This window comes from Streptomyces sp. WM4235, from assembly GCF_001279725.1.
In the GTDB taxonomy this organism is placed as follows: Bacteria; Actinomycetota; Actinomycetes; order Streptomycetales; family Streptomycetaceae; genus Streptomyces.
Window position 1 is genome coordinate 106465 of the sequence record NZ_LGDE01000001.1, and the last position, 17959, is coordinate 124423.

14 protein-coding genes and 1 tRNA gene are annotated in these 17959 nt (G+C 72.8%); 4 read left to right on the forward strand and 11 right to left on the reverse strand.

Features of this window, described 5'->3' with window-relative positions; all coding sequences use genetic code 11:
* Window positions 1–26 precede the first annotated feature (26 nt).
* The gene (locus ADK55_RS00480; protein ID WP_053674798.1) at window positions 27–449 is read left to right on the forward strand and encodes a hypothetical protein; all 423 of its coding nucleotides are present in this window, start codon (window positions 27–29) and stop codon (window positions 447–449) included.
* Between the two features lie 124 nt (window positions 450–573).
* Here ADK55_RS00480 and ADK55_RS00485 read toward each other — a convergent pair whose 3' ends face one another.
* The 7 genes from ADK55_RS00485 to ADK55_RS00515 form a co-directional block, all read right to left on the reverse strand.
* The gene (locus ADK55_RS00485) at window positions 574–1908 is read right to left on the reverse strand and encodes a hypothetical protein (protein ID WP_053674800.1); all 1335 of its coding nucleotides are present in this window, start codon (window positions 1906–1908) and stop codon (window positions 574–576) included.
* 68 nt (window positions 1909–1976) lie between these two features.
* Window positions 1977–3137 (reverse strand): WxL protein peptidoglycan domain-containing protein, encoded by a 1161-nt coding sequence (locus ADK55_RS00490; protein WP_078998306.1) that lies wholly within the window; start codon window positions 3135–3137, stop codon window positions 1977–1979.
* A gap of 180 nt (window positions 3138–3317) precedes the next feature.
* Window positions 3318–4610 carry a hypothetical protein gene (locus tag ADK55_RS00495; RefSeq protein ID WP_053674802.1) on the reverse strand — a complete coding sequence of 431 codons (1293 nt, stop codon included), beginning with the start codon at window positions 4608–4610 and terminating at the stop codon, window positions 3318–3320.
* A 263-nt stretch (window positions 4611–4873) separates the two neighbouring features.
* Window positions 4874–6040, reverse strand: coding sequence for a S8 family peptidase (locus tag ADK55_RS00500; RefSeq protein ID WP_063839415.1), 1167 nt, complete (start codon window positions 6038–6040; stop codon window positions 4874–4876).
* A 130-nt stretch (window positions 6041–6170) separates the two neighbouring features.
* Complete coding sequence (locus ADK55_RS00505; RefSeq protein ID WP_053675017.1) at window positions 6171–6635, reverse strand: GNAT family N-acetyltransferase; 465 nt, start codon at window positions 6633–6635, stop codon at window positions 6171–6173.
* A 36-nt stretch (window positions 6636–6671) separates the two neighbouring features.
* The gene (locus ADK55_RS00510) at window positions 6672–7373 is read right to left on the reverse strand and encodes a 4'-phosphopantetheinyl transferase family protein (RefSeq protein WP_053674805.1); all 702 of its coding nucleotides are present in this window, start codon (window positions 7371–7373) and stop codon (window positions 6672–6674) included.
* 187 nt (window positions 7374–7560) lie between these two features.
* Window positions 7561–7917: an STAS domain-containing protein gene (locus ADK55_RS00515; protein WP_053675019.1), complete on the reverse strand. Its 357-nt coding sequence runs from the start codon at window positions 7915–7917 to the stop codon at window positions 7561–7563.
* A 465-nt stretch (window positions 7918–8382) separates the two neighbouring features.
* Between ADK55_RS00515 and ADK55_RS00520 the strand changes: the two genes are divergently transcribed.
* Both ADK55_RS00520 and ADK55_RS00525 read left to right on the forward strand, forming a co-directional pair.
* The gene (locus ADK55_RS00520; protein WP_053674806.1) at window positions 8383–12564 is read left to right on the forward strand and encodes a SpoIIE family protein phosphatase; all 4182 of its coding nucleotides are present in this window, start codon (window positions 8383–8385) and stop codon (window positions 12562–12564) included.
* Window positions 12564–12851 carry an STAS domain-containing protein gene (locus ADK55_RS00525; RefSeq protein ID WP_053674808.1) on the forward strand — a complete coding sequence of 96 codons (288 nt, stop codon included), beginning with the start codon at window positions 12564–12566 and terminating at the stop codon, window positions 12849–12851. Before ADK55_RS00520 ends, ADK55_RS00525 begins: the two co-directional genes overlap by 1 nt.
* Before the next feature lie 105 nt (window positions 12852–12956).
* On the opposite strand, the gene ADK55_RS00530 is transcribed toward ADK55_RS00525, so the two are convergent.
* Window positions 12957–13484, reverse strand: coding sequence for a hypothetical protein (locus tag ADK55_RS00530; protein ID WP_053674810.1), 528 nt, complete (start codon window positions 13482–13484; stop codon window positions 12957–12959).
* A gap of 230 nt (window positions 13485–13714) precedes the next feature.
* Between ADK55_RS00530 and ADK55_RS00535 the strand changes: the two genes are divergently transcribed.
* Window positions 13715–14179, forward strand: a complete 465-nt coding sequence (locus tag ADK55_RS00535) for a DUF1992 domain-containing protein (RefSeq protein ID WP_053674812.1) — start codon at window positions 13715–13717, stop codon at window positions 14177–14179.
* 390 nt (window positions 14180–14569) lie between these two features.
* On the opposite strand, the gene ADK55_RS00545 is transcribed toward ADK55_RS00535, so the two are convergent.
* From ADK55_RS00545 to ADK55_RS00555, 3 genes are all read right to left on the reverse strand, one after another.
* Window positions 14570–16522, reverse strand: coding sequence for a DEDDh family exonuclease (locus tag ADK55_RS00545; protein ID WP_053674816.1), 1953 nt, complete (start codon window positions 16520–16522; stop codon window positions 14570–14572).
* Window positions 16523–16728: 206 nt separating this feature from the next.
* Window positions 16729–17283, reverse strand: coding sequence for an AAA family ATPase (locus tag ADK55_RS00550; RefSeq protein ID WP_053674819.1), 555 nt, complete (start codon window positions 17281–17283; stop codon window positions 16729–16731).
* 272 nt (window positions 17284–17555) lie between these two features.
* Window positions 17556–17631, reverse strand: a tRNA-Arg gene (locus tag ADK55_RS00555).
* Between the last annotated feature and the right edge of the window lie 328 nt (window positions 17632–17959).

The following is a 17959-nucleotide window of genomic DNA, read 5'->3' on the forward strand; positions in this document are numbered from 1 at the left end:
CCCACCCAGGAACAGAGGTTAGCCGCATGGCAGTTGTGGAGCCCTTGGCAGGGCAGAGCCGCGTGACGGTGTTCCGGATGTTCGGCACCGTGTACGGCTACGCCACCCACTCCTTGGACAGCCGGAACATTGGAGAAGTGGCGATCGTCGGCCCGCTGACTCCTGGCGTCGAGTGGGGGAGGCTGTGGGACGCGGCCCGGAAGATGTGCCGGGAGACGGAAGGGCCGGCCGATCACGCGCGCTGGATCATGGCGCAGGCGAGCCGGTCGTTCGCGTGCGGCAGCGACGTCGTCGTGAAGCTGCCCACCGGAACGTGGAAGGTCACCTCAGGGCGACGGGCCGAGCTTCACGGGTACTGCTACCGCGACCACCTGTGGACAGGGAACCTCACGGTCGAGGAGGTCACCCCGGACCAGGTGGCGGCGTACGAGCCGATCTACCGGGCGTAGCCGACCCGACTGGGGAACGGCTCTCTCGGAACATCGCAGGTCACCGCCTCCGCCGGCTGAACCGTGGAAGCCTCGACTCGAAACGGGGAAAGGCCCCGACCTCCATGTACTGGATCAAGTGGGGTCAGGGTCTGAGCAGGGGCCAGACGGTGGTGGGGGCCGTGGGGCTCCAGACCACGTCGGCGTGGCCGAGGCCCGGGACGGTGGTGAAGGTGACCCGAGTGTTGCCGCACGCCCGGATCAGGTCGGCGCCCCGGGACTCGTCGCCGCGCCCCAGCTCCGCGTTGACCCACACCACATCGGCCCGGATGCGATCCCAGGCGATCCGGTACGTGGCCTCGTCGCCCGCCCAGATCGCGGCGAGGTCCCGCATCAGGGCCGTCGGGATCAGCCCGCTGCCCAGGGCGGCCGTGGCCGCGTGCCAGGTGGCCAACGGGGTGTGGGTGAGGGCGAACCGGTCCTCGGCGGGGGTCGCGCCGAAGACGTACTCGCCGGCGGCGTGGCCCCGCCGGTGGATCCAGTTCGCCTCGCCGGGCAGGTCGGCGGTGCGGATCAGCGCGAAGTGGGCCAGCCCGGCGTTCGTGAAGCGCAGGTCCGGATCCGGCGGCCAGGGTACGGGGGAGGGCGAGTGCGGGTCGGTGACCGCCCGCGCGACGAGGGCGGCCAGGCCGGGATCGCTCGCGTACGTGCCGCCCGCGACCAGGTCCGCGTACACGTCCCGGGTCCTCGCCGCCCGCGCCGCCGGGTCGCCGGTGTAGGGGCCGGTGGTGTCCAGGACGAGGACCCGGCGCAGCCGCGGCGACGGGTCGTGCGAGGCGGCGTCGAGGGCCAGGGCGGCCCCGGCGGAGTGACCGGCGTACTGGTAGGGCAGTCGCAGTACGGCGTCCAGCGCGGCGACGACACCGGCGAGGTCGCGGCGGTGCGCCGCGAGCCCCCGGTCGGCGGTGACGTCGGCGACGCCGCCGGCGGCGTCCTCGCGCGGGGTGACCCCCACGACCAACAGCCCCTGACGGCGCAGGTGGTGGGCGAGGCCGCCGCCGGCGTGGCCGTCGGGGGTGAAGTAGTCGGCGGTGAAGTTCAGGCCGCCGCCCGGCAGGAGGTACGCGATGCCGTGCGGCACCCGCGTGGTGTCCGCGAGCACCTCGACCGTGACCGGGACCGGGCCGCCGTCGTGGAGCGGGAGGGTGAGACGGATCCAACCGTCGCCGGGGAGGTAGACGGCGGTGCCCGTGCCCAGGGCGCGTTCGACGCGGGTCAGCAGGCCGGCGCCCTTCACCGCGGCCCCGGCTTCGTGCGCCACGGCGGTGATGCGGGGGGCGGGCGTCACCCGCGCCGGGCCGGCCCGCACCTGGCCCACCTGCGCGCGGCCGGCCCGCACCGGGTCGACCCGCACCCGGTCGGCCCGCGCGTCGTCCGCGTACGGCCCGTCGGGCCGGGGCTCGCTGTGCTCTCGTCCCATCGCAGGTGCCTCCCCCTTGCCGGCGGCGGCCGAATGCCGTCGCCGTCAACTGGGGACACCCTCGCCGGTCAGGGCGTCCGCGCCAAGTGCGGTACGTCTTCCACTTGTTGTGGCCCCATGTTCCTCCTGCGGCGCAGTATCGCGAAGGCGATGCCGGCGACCGTCAACAGCAGCGCGATGCCCGCGGCGAGCCACGGTACGGCGAGGAAGTCCGTCTCGGACTCCGAGGCGAGATCCGGGTAGGCGCTCGCCCCCGCCGCCACCCTGACCGTCACCCATTCCAACTGCGGCGAGTCCGCCCACGGTTCGGTGAGCTCGATCCGTTGTCCGGGCAGCAGCACGAGCCTCGGTTCGCGGCCCGGCCGGTCCAGCACGTCCCGCCCGAACAGACCCTCGGCGGAGATCCTCACCTTCGGCTCCACGACCACGTTGCCCCGGTTGACCAGCGCGTACGAGACGGTCGCACGCGCGTCCTTGAACCAGGGCAGCAGCGGCGCGCCCCGGCTGACCCGCACGTCCTCCACGCTCAGGCCGGGTGTCAGCGGTCCCGGTACCCGGAAGTACAGGCGGGCGCCGACCGAGCGCTTCACCCCGACCTGCACCTTGCCGTCCGCCCGGACGCCCTCCACCGCCGTGTTCAGCGCGACGATCCCACCGACGTGATCGCCCGGGGTCGCGTCCTCCGGGACCTTCACGGTGAACGGGATGTCCTCGCGGCCCTTCGGCGCGACGGTGACGGTACCGGCGGCCCCGGTCGACAGCGCCGTCCAGGTGCCCACGTCCTTCGGCTTCGACTCGACCGGCAACAGTGCGAACGCGCCGCCCACCGGGGTGTTCACGGCGTCGGTCGCGAAGACCTGGAAGGTCAGCTCCCTGTCGGAGGAGTTCACGATCGTCACGCTGTCGCGGACGGTGCTCCCGGCCGCGCCCTGGTGGAAGAAGTACGCCCGGTCCGTCATCGCGGCACCGGCGGGCGGCGTCGGGAACACCCCCCACGTGCCGTTGTCGGCGGCCGAGGCCGAGACGGCGGGGAGCAGGCCCGCGACCGGCAGGAGCAGGCCGAGGAGCAGGCCGAGGAGGAGACCGAGGCGAAGGCGGAGGCGAAGGTCGAGGCGAAGGCCGTGGAGAGGGCCGTGGAGAGGGTCGGGGAGAGGGTCGGGGAGAGGGTCGAGGCGTCGACCGGGCCGCGGCCCGCGGGGCGTACCGGACGGGGAGGTGCGGGTGCGCATGGGCGGGTCTCCAGACGGGACGGTCGCGGTGGGCGGCCGGGACGACCGGCGGGTGGGGAACCGGGAGGGGGGCTGGGAAGCCGGGCAGGTGCCGGGGGAAACCGGGAAGGTGGTGCGGCGCCGGGGAGCGCCGCACCACCCTGGGCCGGTCCCGATCAGGAGATCGAGAACCGGTTCCGATCAGGAGATCGAGAAGGTGACGACCGACTGGTAGGTGTCGGCGAACATGAACGACGGGAGCTGGATCATCCCGGCGCCACCGACCGCGAACTCACCGCCGGTCAACTCGTCCCCGCCGGCGGCCTGGGAGGCCACCTGCATCGGGGTGTCCGTGATCGCCCCGGGCGTACCCGCGGTGCACGTGCTCGGGCTGTCCGGGTTGGTGACGGTGCAGGACGGCTGGATGCCGATCTGCGCCTTCGGCATGGAGTGCCCGGTCGTGGCGTTCAGGAACGGCGTACGGGTCGCCGTGACGTCCCAGCCGAGCGAGCCGCCGCGGAAGTCCTGGACGGTCGCCGCGTTGAACACGCCGACCACCGACTGGGGCTTGCCGTTGATGGTGACCGAACCGAAGTCGACGGCCGGCTGACCGTCCTTCGGGCCGAGGGCCAGCGGCCCCGGCAGCACCTCGACGTCCACGGGGTTCTTCACGCCCGCCTGGTCCTCCAGGAACACGAAGGACTTGTACGGGGTGATCGCGCCGTCGATCCTGAGGGCGTCGGCCTTCTTGGTGACCGTGACGTCGCAGGTGGCGGCGCCCGACGCGTCCGCCGTACCCGTACCGGTGTCACCGGTCGCCACGCCCGCCAGCAGGGCGGAGCAGGTGACCGCGCCGGCCGGGAAGTTGGCGCCCGTGACGACGACGGCGGTACCCGCCTTGCCGCTGTTGGGCGTCACCCTGGTGGTGATCGGATCCTTCGGGAGGGCCTCGACCGCGACCGATCCGAGCGAGGCGCTCGGACGGGGCGCCGGGGTGCAGGTCGTGGTGAAGACCGACCCGCTGAGGTCGGCGTCGGTCACGGCCAGGTCGAGCTTGACGTCGACCGAGGTGCCCTCGGTGCCGTCCGGGATCCTGATGGTTCCGGAGAACGCCTTCGGGTCCAGGGGCTGTCCCGCCACGACGCTGACGGTCTCGGGCGGGCTGGTGACCACCTGGGTGGTCGTGCCCACCTTGAGGGTGATCTTGGAGGTGTTCACCGTCGTGACGGAGAAGCCCGGGATCAGCGGGCTCGCGCCCGGGTCGATGGTGATCGGGACGACATCGCCGGCCTTGGCGCCGTCCGGCAGGGTGACCGTGAAGTTCTGGTTGCCGGAACCGTCGGGCTGCGGCGCCGGAGCGTCGCAGTTCTCGAACACCGCTGTGGTCTTGGTCGCGGCCTGCGCCGTCCCCGCCAGACCCACGACGCCACCCGTCAGGGCCAGGGACAGTGCGCCCGCCCCGGCCAGAACTCTTCGTCGGAACGTTGTACTCACTGGGTCGCGACTCCTTCGTCAGACGAACCCCTCCCCCCACCCGCTGTGTGGGGGAGGCCGAGCCGGTGCGGAGGCCGACATTGACGCGTCGCGGTGATGAGAAGTCAATGGCTTGCTTTCTCCCGAAGCACACACAAATTGATGTCCCATCAGAACGGGTCTGACGGGGCATCGGGTACCGACCGGTCGGTGGGCCGGCCGGGAGGTCGCGGGAGGTCCCGGGAGGTGTGGACGGGGCGGTCGGGTTGCCCGGCCGCCGGGTGTCAGTGGCCGCTCGGGGTGTGCAGCAGCAGGTTCGCGGTCCCCGCCGGGAGGCCGGTGATCCGGTCCCTCCCGGCGTCCCGCAGCAGGGCGGAGGTGACCTCCTCGGGGGTCTTGGCCGTGCCGCCGGCCAGGATCAACGCGGCGGCCCCCGCCACGTGCGGGGCCGCCATGGAGGTGCCGGTGGCGCGCGCGAGGGCGGTGGTGGAGCCCTTCCACGCGGACACGACGGCCACGCCCGGCGCGAAGAGGTCCACGCACCGGCCGTGGCCGGAGAACGCGGCCCCGCGGTCACCGGAGTCGGTGGCGCCCACCGTGATGGCCTGGGGGACCCGGGAGGGAGATCCGTCGCAGGCGTCCTCGGCGGAGTTCCCGGCGGCCACGGTGAAGGTGATCCCGGAGGCCACCGCTCGGACGACCGCCGCGTCCAGGGCGTAACTGCGGGCGCCCCCCATGCTCATGTTGGCCACCGCGGGCGTCTTGCCGCGGACGGCGTCCCGCACCGTCCAGTCCAGGCCGCGCAGCATGTCCGACAGTCGGCCGTCGCCCCTGCAGTCGGCCACCTTCACGGCCACGAGGGACACCCCCTTCGCGACCCCGTACGTGGCCCCGCCGATGGTGCCCGCCACGTGCGAGCCGTGCCCGTTGCAGTCGGTCGCCGTCTCGGACCGCACCGCGTTGTGGCCGAAGCGGGCGCGCCCGCCGAACTCCTGGTGCGCCGTGTTGATCCCGGTGTCCAGGACGTACGCCGTGACGCCCGCAGCCTTCGTACCGTACGTGTACGAGGCGTCGAGCGGGAGATCGCGCTGGTCGATCCGGTCCAGGGTCCAGGGCGCCTGCGGCTGTGTGTCGTCGACGTGGAACACGGCGTCCGGTTCGACCGACGCCACCCGGGGATCGGCGGCCAGGGCCGCGGCGCGGGAGGCGGTCGTGCGCAGGGCGAACCCGTTCAGCGCGGTGTCGTAGACGGCCCGCACCTCGTCACCGGACTGCGCCGCCTCGGCGGCGAGGGCGCGCGCGGCGGCGGGCGCGCGCGTGCTGTCCTTGAGGACCACGACGTAGGGAGCGAGGGGGGCTTCGGCGGCGGCGGTCTCGCCGGCGGGCGCGGTCGACAGGGCGGCCGTCGCCAGCAGGGCGGCGGCCGGGATCAGCGCGGTGAATGCGGTCATGCGGCCGATGCTCGGCGAGGCGCGGGCCGGGCGCGCGGAGGGTGCGCCGAGTGGGCGCACGACACGCCGCCGCACGGACGACGCGCAGCCCCGGGCGGGCCGGCCGTCGGGGCGCCCGGACGGGCGGGGATCAGAGCACGGAGCCCGGAACGGGGTCGGCGGTGGCGGTGGTGTCGGCGGGCTCCGGGGCGAGGGGCCACCCGCGCATCGTGAACACGCCCTCGTCGCGGGACCCGGCGGACGCGTAGGTGGCCAGCGCGGCCTCGTTGTCCGTGTCGACCCCCACCCACATGCCGTAACAGCCCCGGGCGCGGGCCTCGTCGGCCAGGGCCAGCGTGAGGCTCCGACCGATGCCGCGCCGCCGGTACCCCTCGTCGACCGACAGCTCGTACAGGCACATCTCGGTGCCCTTGTCGGGATGGCTCATCTCCACCCCCGAGACCATGCCGGCGGGCACGCCGTCCACGTACGCGACGAGCATCAGGTGTCCGGGCGCGGCCAGGAAACGAGCCGACCAGTCCTCGCGGGCCGGCCCGTCGAAGAGCCCCTCGGCGGCCCGCAGTTCCGCGGTGGTGAGGGCGCGGCGAATGTCCATGACGGCCACCCTACGGCGCGCGTCCCGCGGGAGAGCTCAACGCCCGGACACGGCCAGGGCCGCGGCGTAGCCCGCCGGGGCCGGCAGGTCGCGCAGGGTCCAACCCGTCACCGGGGCGGGGGTGGGGCCCGAGCCGACGTACGGGTCGGTCAGCCCGAGGGCCAGGCCCGTACCGGTGGCCTTGAGGCAGGCCTCCTTGCGGGACCACAACCGGGCCATCGGCACGCGCCGTTCCGCTTCCGGGAGCGCGAGGAGTTCCGCCGTCTCCGCCGGGTGCAGGGTCCGCAGGACGTCGGCCACCGCCTGCCCGCTCGGTACGCGCTCCACGTCGACCCCCACCGGCGACCCGGCGAACGCCAGGTACGCCAGGTCCCCGCTGTGGGACAGCGAGAAGTGCACCGCGCCCCCCGCCACCGCGGGCCGGCCGTGCGGGCCGCCGCAGCACGGGCAGTCCTCGCGGACCAGCGTGACCTTCTCCGGCGCCAGCCCCAGGTAGCCGCCGAGCAGCGCGCGAAGCCCCAGGTGCGAGGCGACGTAGCGGTGCCGGTCGCCGGGGCGCAGCAGCCGGCCCGCACGGTCCTGTTCGCCGGCGTCGAGCACCGCCGACGCCTCGGCGACCGCGTGGCCGCCGACCACGTCGCGCGTGGTGTCCAGGGCCCACACGGCCACGGTCGCGCGCGCGGGGAGCGCGCCGAGTCGCGGCGCTTCACCGCCGAGTTGATTCACTTCCTCGGTCACCTGATCAGGGTAGACGAGCCACCCGCCGCCCCGGATGACCTCGTCCTGGATTCGTCGTACCGCAGACCCCGGGGGGCCATGCCCAGTGCCGTCGTCACGCCGCGAGGCGACCGGATCCGTGGGACCGAACCGCCCGGACAACCCGGAGGGCTTCGCCCCGGCCACCGCCGCGCCCGTGCGGGACGACCTAGGCGTGCAGGGCGTTGACGGCGTCCTCGACGGTGGGCTGGAAGGTGAAGAGCTGATCGAGGCCGACGATGCGGAAGACGTTCGTCAGCTCGGGGTTCAGCCCGACGATGAGCAGGGCGGCGTCGACCTCGTGCGCACGGTGGTAGGCGCCGACGAGCACGGTGATGCCGGTGGAGTCGCAGTAGGTGAGCTCGGAGACGTCGATCAGTACGGGGACGTCGGGGCCGAAGGGCGTCTCCCGGATGACCCGGGTGAGTTCCGGTGCGGTGTGGTGGTCGAGTTCGCCGACGACCACCAGCACGGTGGCACCGCGGGAGTGGGTGTGGCGGGTGGCGGTCAGGGTGCGGTCGGTCACCTGTTCTCCTGAGCGGGTGGCGGTGTGCGGCGGGGCGGAACGGACAGGGCGAGCGCCGCCGGGTCCGGCAGGGGCGCGAGCCGGACGTCGGTGGGGCGGGGCGCGGGTGTCGAGGACGTCGACGGTGTCCGGGTGGTACCCGTCGGCCGTGACGATCGCCGCCGCGGCGTGGAACCGCCCGGCCGGGACTGCCCGGACGGGCACACGGGGGTCGGTGGCGGCCCCACCTTCCGGTGGACGACGTACTCGGTCCCCGTCATGCCGCCTCTCACACCGCCTCGTTGGCCGTGCCTCCTCGTGCGAGGCGCCGCTGTCCTATTCTACGGATCACGTCAACGAGCCCCTACGGGCCGGCGGCCGGGTGGGTGTCTCACGGTCCTGGCGGCCATGACGCGCAGGGGACAGGAGCTCGACGCCGGTGGGCCCACGCCCGGGCGTCGGCTGCCGCGAACGAAGGGATGGACAGTGACGCGTTCCGAGGACGCCGATCCGCAGGCGACGGCGCCGGCCGGAACCGACGTGTTCGCCGCCGACGAGGTGGTCGGCCGGGATCTGGCCCTCGTGGACTGGGCGGCGACCACCCCGCTCGGGAACCCCGAGGGCTGGCCGCAGAGCCTCAAGACGACCGTGAGCATCCTCCTGTCGTCGAAGTTCTCGATGTGGATGGCCTGGGGACCGGAACTCACGTTCTTCTGCAACGCCGCCTACCGGCGCGACACCCTGGGCCGGAAGTACCCGTGGGCCTTGGGCCGGCCGGCGAGCGAGGTCTGGGCGGAGATCTGGGACGCCATCGGCCCCCGCATCGACACCGTGCTCACCACCGGGGAAGCGACCTGGGACCAGGCGCTGCTGCTCTTCGTGGAGCGCTCCGGATACCCCGAGGAGAGCTACCACACGTTCTCCTACAGCCCGCTGCGCGACGACGCCGGGCACGTGGTCGGCATGCTGTGCGTGGTCAGCGAGGAGACCGACCGGGTCATCGGCGAACGACGGATGGCCACCCTCCGCGACCTCGGCTCCGACCCCAGCGTGGTGCGCACCGAACAGGAGATGCTCGACTTCGCCCGTCTGCAACTGAGCCGCAACCCGTACGACCTGCCGTTCACGCTGACGTACCTCTTCCAAGAGGACGGCGGCGCCGCGCTGGCCGCGGCCACCGGCATACGCGACGATCACCCGGCCGCGGTGGACCACCTCCCGCCGGGCTCCGAGACGGTGTGGCCGACCGCCGCCGCGGCTCGGGGCGAGTCCGCGCTGGTGCCGTTGGTCGGCACCGTGTTCGCGGACCTGCCGACGGGGGAACGGCCCGAAGTACCCCTCCAGGCAATGGTCGTGCCCTTGCGGCAGCAGGGTGGCGCCCCGTACGGATTCATGGTCGTCGGCCTGAACCGGTACCGGGACCTGGACGACGGATACCGCGGCTTCGTGGAACTGGTCGCCGGGCATGTCGCCACCGGGGTCGCCAGCGCCCGCAGCTACCAGGCACAGCAGCGGCGCGCGGAGGAACTCGCCGAGCTGGACCGGGCGAAGACGGCCTTCTTCTCCAACATCAGCCACGAGTTCCGCACCCCCCTGACACTGATCATGGGGCCGGTGGAGGAACTGCGGGAGCGCCTCACGGACGCGGACGCGGGCGTGCGCGAGGAACTGGAGGTCGTCCACCGCAACGGGCTGCGGCTGGGCAAGCTGGTCAACACGCTGCTGGACTTCTCCCGCATCGAGGCGGGCCGGATGCAGGCGGGCTACGAGCCGGTCGACCTGGCCGCGGTCACCGGTGAACTCGCCAGTGTGTTCCGCTCCGCCGTCGACAGGGCCGGCCTGGACTTCCGGGTCGACTGCCCCCCGCTGCCCGAGCCGGTCTTCATCGACCGGAGCATGTGGGAGAAGGTCGTCCTCAACCTGCTCAGCAACGCGCTGAAGTTCACCTTCGACGGCTCGATCGGCATCGCCGTGGGTACCGAGGACGGTGCGGCGGTGGTGACCGTCGTCGACACCGGGATCGGTGTCGCGGCGCAGGAGATGCCCCGACTGTTCGAACGGTTCCACCGCATCGAGAACGCCCGTGCCCGCTCCAACGAGGGCAGCGGCATCGGCCTGGCCCTGGTGAAGGAACTGGTCGGCCTGCACGGTGGCGAGATCGGCGCCACATCGACCGAGGGCCACGGCACCCGGTTCACCATCCGCTTGCCCTTCGGCACCGCGCACCTGCCCGCCGACGCCGTCCTCGCCGAGGCGGGCACCGGCGCGGCCCCCCTCGCGACCGACCCCTTCGTGCAGGAGGCCCTTCGCTGGCTGCCCGGCGAGCGGACCGCGGCGACGCCCGCCGCGGTCACGGACATCGAGGAGGGCATCGTCGGACCGACTCACGGACCGACTCACGGACCTGCGCTCCCGGTCCACGTCCTGGTCGCCGACGACAACGCCGACATGCGCGAGTACCTCAGCCGCCTGTTGCTCGGCGCCGGCTACCAGGTCAGCACGGTCAACGACGGCCGGCAGGCGCTGGGGGCCGTCCGCGCGAAGGCCTTCGACCTGGTGGTCAGCGATGTCATGATGCCCCACTTGGACGGCCTCGCCCTGGTCGCGGCGCTGCGGGCCGACCCGCGCACCGCCTCGGTACCCGTGCTGCTGCTGTCCGCCCGGGCCGGACAGGAAGCGTCCATCGAAGGCCTGCGCGCCGGCGCCGACGACTACCTCGTCAAACCGTTCGCCGCGGCCGACCTCCTCGCCCGGGTCAGGGCCAACATCGAACTGGCGCGGCTGCGCAACCACCACGCCCGCTGGCGCACCGCACTGGTGGACTCCCTCCAGGAGGCCTTCTTCGTCTGCGACGAGGACGGCGCCGTCATCGAGATCAACGCGGCCTTCACCGACATCCTCGGCTACGGCCCCGAGGGCCTGCCCTACCGGCCGACCCACCCCTGGTGGCCCGACGCCAGCACCGACTCCGAGGCGCACCGGCAGGTCGGCGAGGCCTTCGCCCTGCTGCTGGGCAGCACCAAGGGCTCGTACACCATCCCGATCACCCACCGCGACGGACACCGGCTGTGGGCGACGGCCACCTTCAACCAGGTCGACGATCCCGACACCGGGCGCCGCGTGACCGTCGGCACCTTCCGCGACGTGACCGCCGAGCACTACGCCATCCAGCGCGAAAGCGCCCTGGCAGCTCTGGGCACCTGCCTGTCCCGGGCGACCAGCGTGCCCGAGGCACTCGCCGGCGCGCTGGACGAACTGAAGAAGCTGTGGCGTGCCCGGTCGGTCCTGGCAGCGGTCTTCGACCACGGCGACGAACCCACACTGACCTCCACCGACGCCCCGCCCGCCTGGTCCGAACTGCCCGCCGGCCGGCGTGGGGCGCTCGAAGGCCTGCGCCGGGGACCGATCCTGACCCCGGTCGCCGACCCCACCGGGGCCGGCATCCTCCTGGAGTTCCCCGAAGGCCCGCTCGTCCTGTGGATGGACCTCGGCGAGAACCGGCCCTTCACCGGTGAGGACCAGCTGCTGCTGTCCCTCCTCGCCGGCCACCTCGCCCAGGGACTGAACCGCGCACACCAGTTCGATCAGCAGCGCGAGACCGCCATCGCCCTGCAACGCGCCATCCTGGGCCCCTCCCGACTGCCCGCCGGTTTCGCCGTCCGCTACGAACCCGCGACCCAGCCCCTGGAGGTCGGCGGGGACTGGTACGACACCGTCACCCTGCCCGACGGCCGTATCGGCATCGTCGTCGGCGACTGCGTCGGCCGGGGCCTCGAAGCCGCCAGCGTCATGGGCCAACTGCGCAGCGCCTGCCGCGCCCTGTTGCTCCAGGACGCCAGCCCCGCCCAGACGCTGATGGCCCTCGACCAGTTCGCCGCCGGTGTGCCGGGCGCGGTCTGCACCACCGTTTTCTGTGGCGTGCTCAACTCCGAGACCGGGCAACTGACGTACTCCAGCGCCGGCCACCCGCCCGGCATCCTCGTCGGCCCCGACGGCGCCACCCGGCTCCTCGAGGACGGGCGCTCCCTGCCGCTGGCCGTCCGGCCCGGCAACCAACGCCCCGAAGGCTCCTGCACCATCCCGGCCCGGTCCACCCTGCTGCTGTACACCGACGGTCTCGTCGAACGCCGCCGTCGCCCGCTCAGCGCGGGCATAGACCAGGCCAGTGAAGCGCTCCAGGACGGCCGGGACACCTCGGTCGACGACCTCGCCACCCACGTCATGTCCCGGTTGGCGCCCGTCGACGGCTACGACGACGACGTCGCCCTGCTGCTCTACCGACACCCGGCCCCGCTTGAGATGTCCTTCCCCGCCGAATCGTCCCGGCTCGCCCCCGTCCGCAAGACGCTGCGCGGCTGGCTGGCCCAGTGCGACCTGCCCCCCACCACGGTGCAGAACGTCCTGGTCGCCGCCGGCGAGGCATGCGCCAACGCCATCGAGCACGGCCACCGCGACGCCCCCGGTGACGCCATCCACCTCCGGGCCGAGGCGTACGTCGACAATCTGCACCTGACCATTGCCGACACCGGCCGCTGGAAAGCCCCGCAGCCGGAACTCAACACCCACCGCGGCCGCGGGATGGGCCTGATGCGCGCAGTGATGCAGCAGGTCACCATCACCCCCGGCCCGTCCGGCACCACCGTCGACATGCATACGAGGATCGCCTGATGACCACCCCCCTGACCCTCACCCCCGGACGGCGGCCCGACGGCACCGCGCTGCTGACCGCCGTCGGCGAGATCGACATGAGCAACACCAGGGAACTGGCCGCCGCCCTCGCGGGCACGGACGGCCCCCTGGTCCTCGACCTCACCGGGGTCGAATACCTCGACAGCGCCGGTCTCAGCGTGCTCTTCCCACACGCCGACCGCATCGAGCTCATCGCCGGCCCCCTCCTGGAACCCGTCCTGACGATCTCCGGCCTCACCGAGCTCACCACCGTCCACGGCACTTGACGGTGGGCGGCGGGCGCCGGGCGGCAGGGCGACGACGGTACGCGGCAGGGCGGCAGGGCAGCAGGGCGTCAGACGGCACGCGGCGAACCGTGTACGCCCCCGCCGTCAGCCGCCGACCCGCACCGCGTGGACGGTTGCCGGGGCGCCGTCCCGCGACTCGACACCGGGTGAGCGGGTCCCGTCGGTCCAGGCGTAGACCTTCTTGCCGCGCACCGCGACCTGGTACTGGTGCACGCCCCGGCACTCGGTGCGCTCGTCCCGGCGGGTGTCGCCCGGCCACCACCGGGCACCCAGATGAGGGCTGCGCACGGCCTTGGGGGTGCCCGTGGTGCACTGCGGGCCGTCCAGCGGGGTCTCGCCCAGCGTGAACCGGATCAGCCGGGCCTCACCGCTGGTGCGCGCCTGTATGCGTATGTCGGTGGCGTCCTTCGGTATCCAGCCGGGCAGCGAGAACGTCCGCCCCCCTCGGGTCGGCGCGTCCGCCACGGTGGCGAAGCGCTTGCTCTTCTCCTTGAACACGCGGTCGTTGAGGGTGTCGGTGACCGGGTTGGGCGGGAGGTTCGGCAGCGCGAAAGCGGCAGTGGCGAGGGCTCCCACGGTGGCGGCGGCGATGACGAGAGGGCGGCGTTTCATAGTCATGAGTGTTCCGGTCGGGAGGCGTCGCGCGCGTCCCTCCCCAGGACGAACCGGGAGTCTGCCGGAAGTCTGACAAGGCCTCATACCTGAGAGCGGCTCGACCGCCCTCACCAGGCACGAAGCCCACCCCGACACGATCCTGAAGCGACCGCCTAGGCTGGATGGCAGGAGCAGTTCGTCGTACAGGGATCCCCGCGGGCGAGGGTCCTCGTGTCCGAGGAGGAACCGTGACCGAGCGCAAGCCGACGGGCGTCAGCATCGAGACCTGGGTGGACCGGCAGATCCGGGAGGCCGCCGAGCGGGGCGAATTCGAGAACCTGCCGGGCTACGGCAAGCCGCTGGCCTCGCTCGACGCCCCCTACGACGAACTCTGGTGGATCAAGGGCAAGCTGCACCGCGAGGGCTTCTCCCCGCTTCCCCCCTCGCTCGCGCTGCGCAAGGAGGCCGAGGACGCGAAGGAGGCGGTCCGGGCGGCACGGTCCGAACGACAGGTGCGGGACATCCTCACGGTGATCAACGAGAAGATCGGCAAGGCCCTGCGCATGCCCCCGCCCGGGCCGCCCCTCAACCTGGGCACCTTCGACATCGAGGCCGAGGTCGCGACGTGGCGCGCGGACCGCGACGCCGCCGAGGACCGCCGGAACCCCGAGACCCCCGGGAGCCCCCAGTCACCCCGGAGCCCCGGCCCCTGAGCCGCGAGCCCCGATGCCCGCAGTCGTAGTCGAGGCGATCCGTGCTGCGGTAGTGGTCCATGACGAAGCGCGTTCCGGAGACCACCGGCTCCAGGGCGTCGCGCACGGACGCGAAGTCGAGCGGGAGGCTCCCGTCCCGCGGCGTCACGCGCCGCGACTCCTCGTCCCAGAGCCCGTGGAACTCCCCGACGACGGCGGGGTCGCCTCCCGGATGCCACGCGCGGGAACGGAAGGTGGGGGTGGCCGGACGGTCGAGCATGGCGACGACGCGATCGGAGGCCGCGTCGATCTTCCGGACCTCGTCCGGGTCGAGCCGGCGCCTCAGACGCTTCTCGACCGCTGGTACGCGGGGCCGCGTGCCGGGGACCGGAACCAGCCCGCGGTCGGGACTCAGTCGGCGACGTCGACGCCGTAGGTCCGTGCGAGGGCCGCCAGGCCGTGGTCGTAACCCTGGCCGACGGCGCGGAAGCGCCACAGCGGGCCACGGCGGTAGATCTCCGCGAGGACCATGGTGCGTTCGGTCGTGGCGGCGTCCACCGTGACCTGCGCCAGGGGCATCGCGCCCGTGCCCGATGCCACGGTGACCTGGACGGCGCCGACCTCGCCGAAGGCGGGCGCGCCGTCGATCGCGGCGCACACGACGACCCGGCGGGCGGCCGGCGGCATGGCGGCGAGGTCGACGCCGATCGTCTGCTCGGTCGGCCCGTCGCTGAGTAGCCGTACGGATCCGTTCGGGTTCTCCGGGGCGCCGTAGAAGACGAAGTCCTCGTCGCAGGAGACCTGTTCGTCCTCGTCGACGACGAAGGCGACCACGTCGATCTCGCAACGCGTCTGCTGGGCCCAGGAAGCGCCCACGTCCCAGCGGAACTCCGTTCCCGTACGGGGAAGGTCGATCACCCCGCCCCGCGGCAGGACCCGCGGGGACCGGGCCCGCTCGTCGCCGGCGGGGGAGTCGGCCGGTGAGGCATCGCGGGTGGCGTCGGGGGCCGTTCCGGGCGCGGTGAGCCAGTGCGCGTCGTGCGTCGGGATCAGCAGGGAGGTGATCCGGGCCATGCGCCGGTCGGTCTCGGCGCCCGGGAGGAGCACGACGTCCGTGACGCTCGCGGAGAGATTGACGGCGGCGGACCCGCCGAGTTCGACGATGCGGCCCCGGGCCCGCGAGGAGACCGGATGCGTTCCGCCCAGGACCAGGACGCGCCGGCCGCTCAACGGCCGCACCCCGGCCGAGGTCTCGGCCCGGCGCGGGGGCGTGGCGGGAGGTGTGGGCGGCGCGGGTGCGGCGGCGGGCGCGGGCCGCGCGGCCGCCGCCTGGTTCGGGATCGTGGCCGTCACCGTGCCCGTCGCCGGTTCTGCGGCCGTCCCCGTCGTCGCCGTCCCCGTGCCCGTCGTCGCCGCCGGTTCCGCGGCGGCCGGCTTCTCGTGCGGGGTTCCCGGCCGTACGTCGTCCAGCAGTCGGAGGAAGGCGCGTTCGTCGACGACCGGGACGCCCTCCGTGATCGCCCGCCGGGCCTTGGTGGACCCCGAGGCGGTGTCGTTGGTGACCAGGAGGCTGGTGTGTCGACTGACGGAGCCCATCACGTTCAGGCCGGCGGCGACGGACCGCGCCACGAGGTCGACGCGCGCGGTCTCGGTGTCACCCGTGATGGCGATCTTCATGCCCTGGACCAGGGGACCGCCCGCGGCCGGCCTCCCGGGGTTGCGGTACGCACACGGGGCCTTGGGCGCCTTCGGGGCGAACCGGGGGTCCTGCCGGGGCGGGCAGGGGACCAGCGGCAGCGACAGGTCCAGCCGGGCCGCCTCCTTCAGGGTGGCGCGCAGGATTCCGGCGAGGACCCGGGTGTCGTCGAGCGCGTCGTGCGCCCTGGTCTGCTTCACGCCGTAGTGGGCGGCCAGCGTGCCCAGGCGCAGGTCCGGGGTCGGCGGGTCCACGCGCCGGTTCAGCGCCAGCGTGCACAGCCGCCGCGCCACGGGAAGGTGCACCCCGGCCCGCGCGAACTCGTGCGCCAGGAAGTCGTAGTCGAACTGGGCGTTGTGGGCGACCAGGACGCGGCCTTGGAGCAGTTCCGCGATCCGCCCCGCGACCTGCCCGAAGGTGGGCTGCCCGCGCAGCCGCTCGGCGGTCAGTCCGTGGACGTGGACGGGTCCGGGGTCGCAGCCCGGGTCGAGCAGGGTCGAGAACTCGCCCGTCTGTCGGCCGTCGGGGGCGAGCGTCACCACCGCCACCGAGAGCACCCGATGTTGTCGCGGCGTCAACCCGGAGGTCTCCACGTCCACCAACGCCCAGTCGAGGGCGTAGTCGTGCGGATCGGACACGTCGGGGGCGGCGGCGGAGACGAGGCTCATGACGGACAGAATGATCCGACATTCATTCCGTCTTCAACCGGAATGCCGATTTGTCCCCTCTCGGGTCGCCGTGGTCGCCGTGATCTCCTGTAGGCACCGCCACCGGCCGAGGCGCGTTCGCGGTCGCGGTCGAGACGTACACGTACTTCCCTGCCACCGGCTCCAGTTGCCTCGCGCCGGCGTGACCCGCTTGAGGAGGGGCGGTTCTACGGGAATCCCAGAAATGCCTCGATCTCGCACAGGCCTGGTGCGTACCCGTCCGACGTGTCGACGATCAGCGCCGGTACGTCGAGGCGAATGGCCTCGAATTCCTCGGGGTCGTAGGTACCGGAGGCGATGTCGGCGAGCAGGGCCTCGTCGGCGTGGGCGGCGCGGTGGTCGTCGGTTCGGGCGCGTTCGGTGATGCGGTCGACGATGCCGGGTGTGGGCGTGGTGCACCGAACGACGCGGACATCGGCGAGGGTCATGAGGGGTTCCAGGCGGGGGCGCCAGAGCCGGTCCTGGAAGGCGGCCTCGGCGACAAGGGTGACGCCTGCCCGAAGGAGGACGGTGATGGTCTGGAAGAAGGCCTCCAGGGTGGGGATGTTCAACGGGTCGTCGTCGCCCGCCTGATGGTCGGACGCGTTCATGACCATGCCCTGTTTGATCTCGTCACGGATGATCGTGGGGCAGCCCAGGTCCTGGCCGAGGAGGCGGGCGAGCGTGCTCTTCCCCGTGGCGGGCGGCCCGCTGACGACGACGAGGACGGGGTGGTTCCGCATGTGCGGTGCTCCGATTCGGTGAATCGTGACGGGTCGGGACGGAGCCTCGGGCGATGACCGCGACACGATCGCGAGCGCGATGGCCGCTGCGACCGGCGCACCGCCGAGGACCTCCCCCGAGCATTCCCGGCCGTGCGGGGTTCGAACGGCTCTCCGCGAGGGGGCGTTCAACACCGGGCGACGGGGAGAAGCGCCCGACGGCGTACCGGCCAATGTGTCCCTGACCTGCACGAAAGCCCTCCCGTGCGGGAGGGCTTCGAGGGGTGGAGAAGTGGTGCCCCCGGCAGGACTCGAACCTGCGGCCAAGTGCTTAGAAGGCACCTGCTCTATCCGCTGAGCTACGGGGGCCGAAAGGTGGCCGTGGTGGCCTGGAGGCCCAAGGTGTGGGTGGGACGGTGGGCCTTGCCGGGTCAAGGATAGGGCTCCAGTCACCTTGTCCCGGTTGCTTCACCCGCGTGCCACGATGTGGAGGTTCGGTGAAGCGGTCCCGATAATCGCAGGCAGGTGCGATTTTCGCACCGCTTTTGCGCCGCGACGCCCCGGGTGTTGTGCACTCGTTATGCCTGCGTCCCGCTCGTCCGCCGTGTCCCGGGATGTCTCTCCGGGGTGGCGGTCGGCGCGCAGAGGGCGTATAAGCTTCAAAAATGGTCCTAAATTGGGCATTCTTCGCATGTGG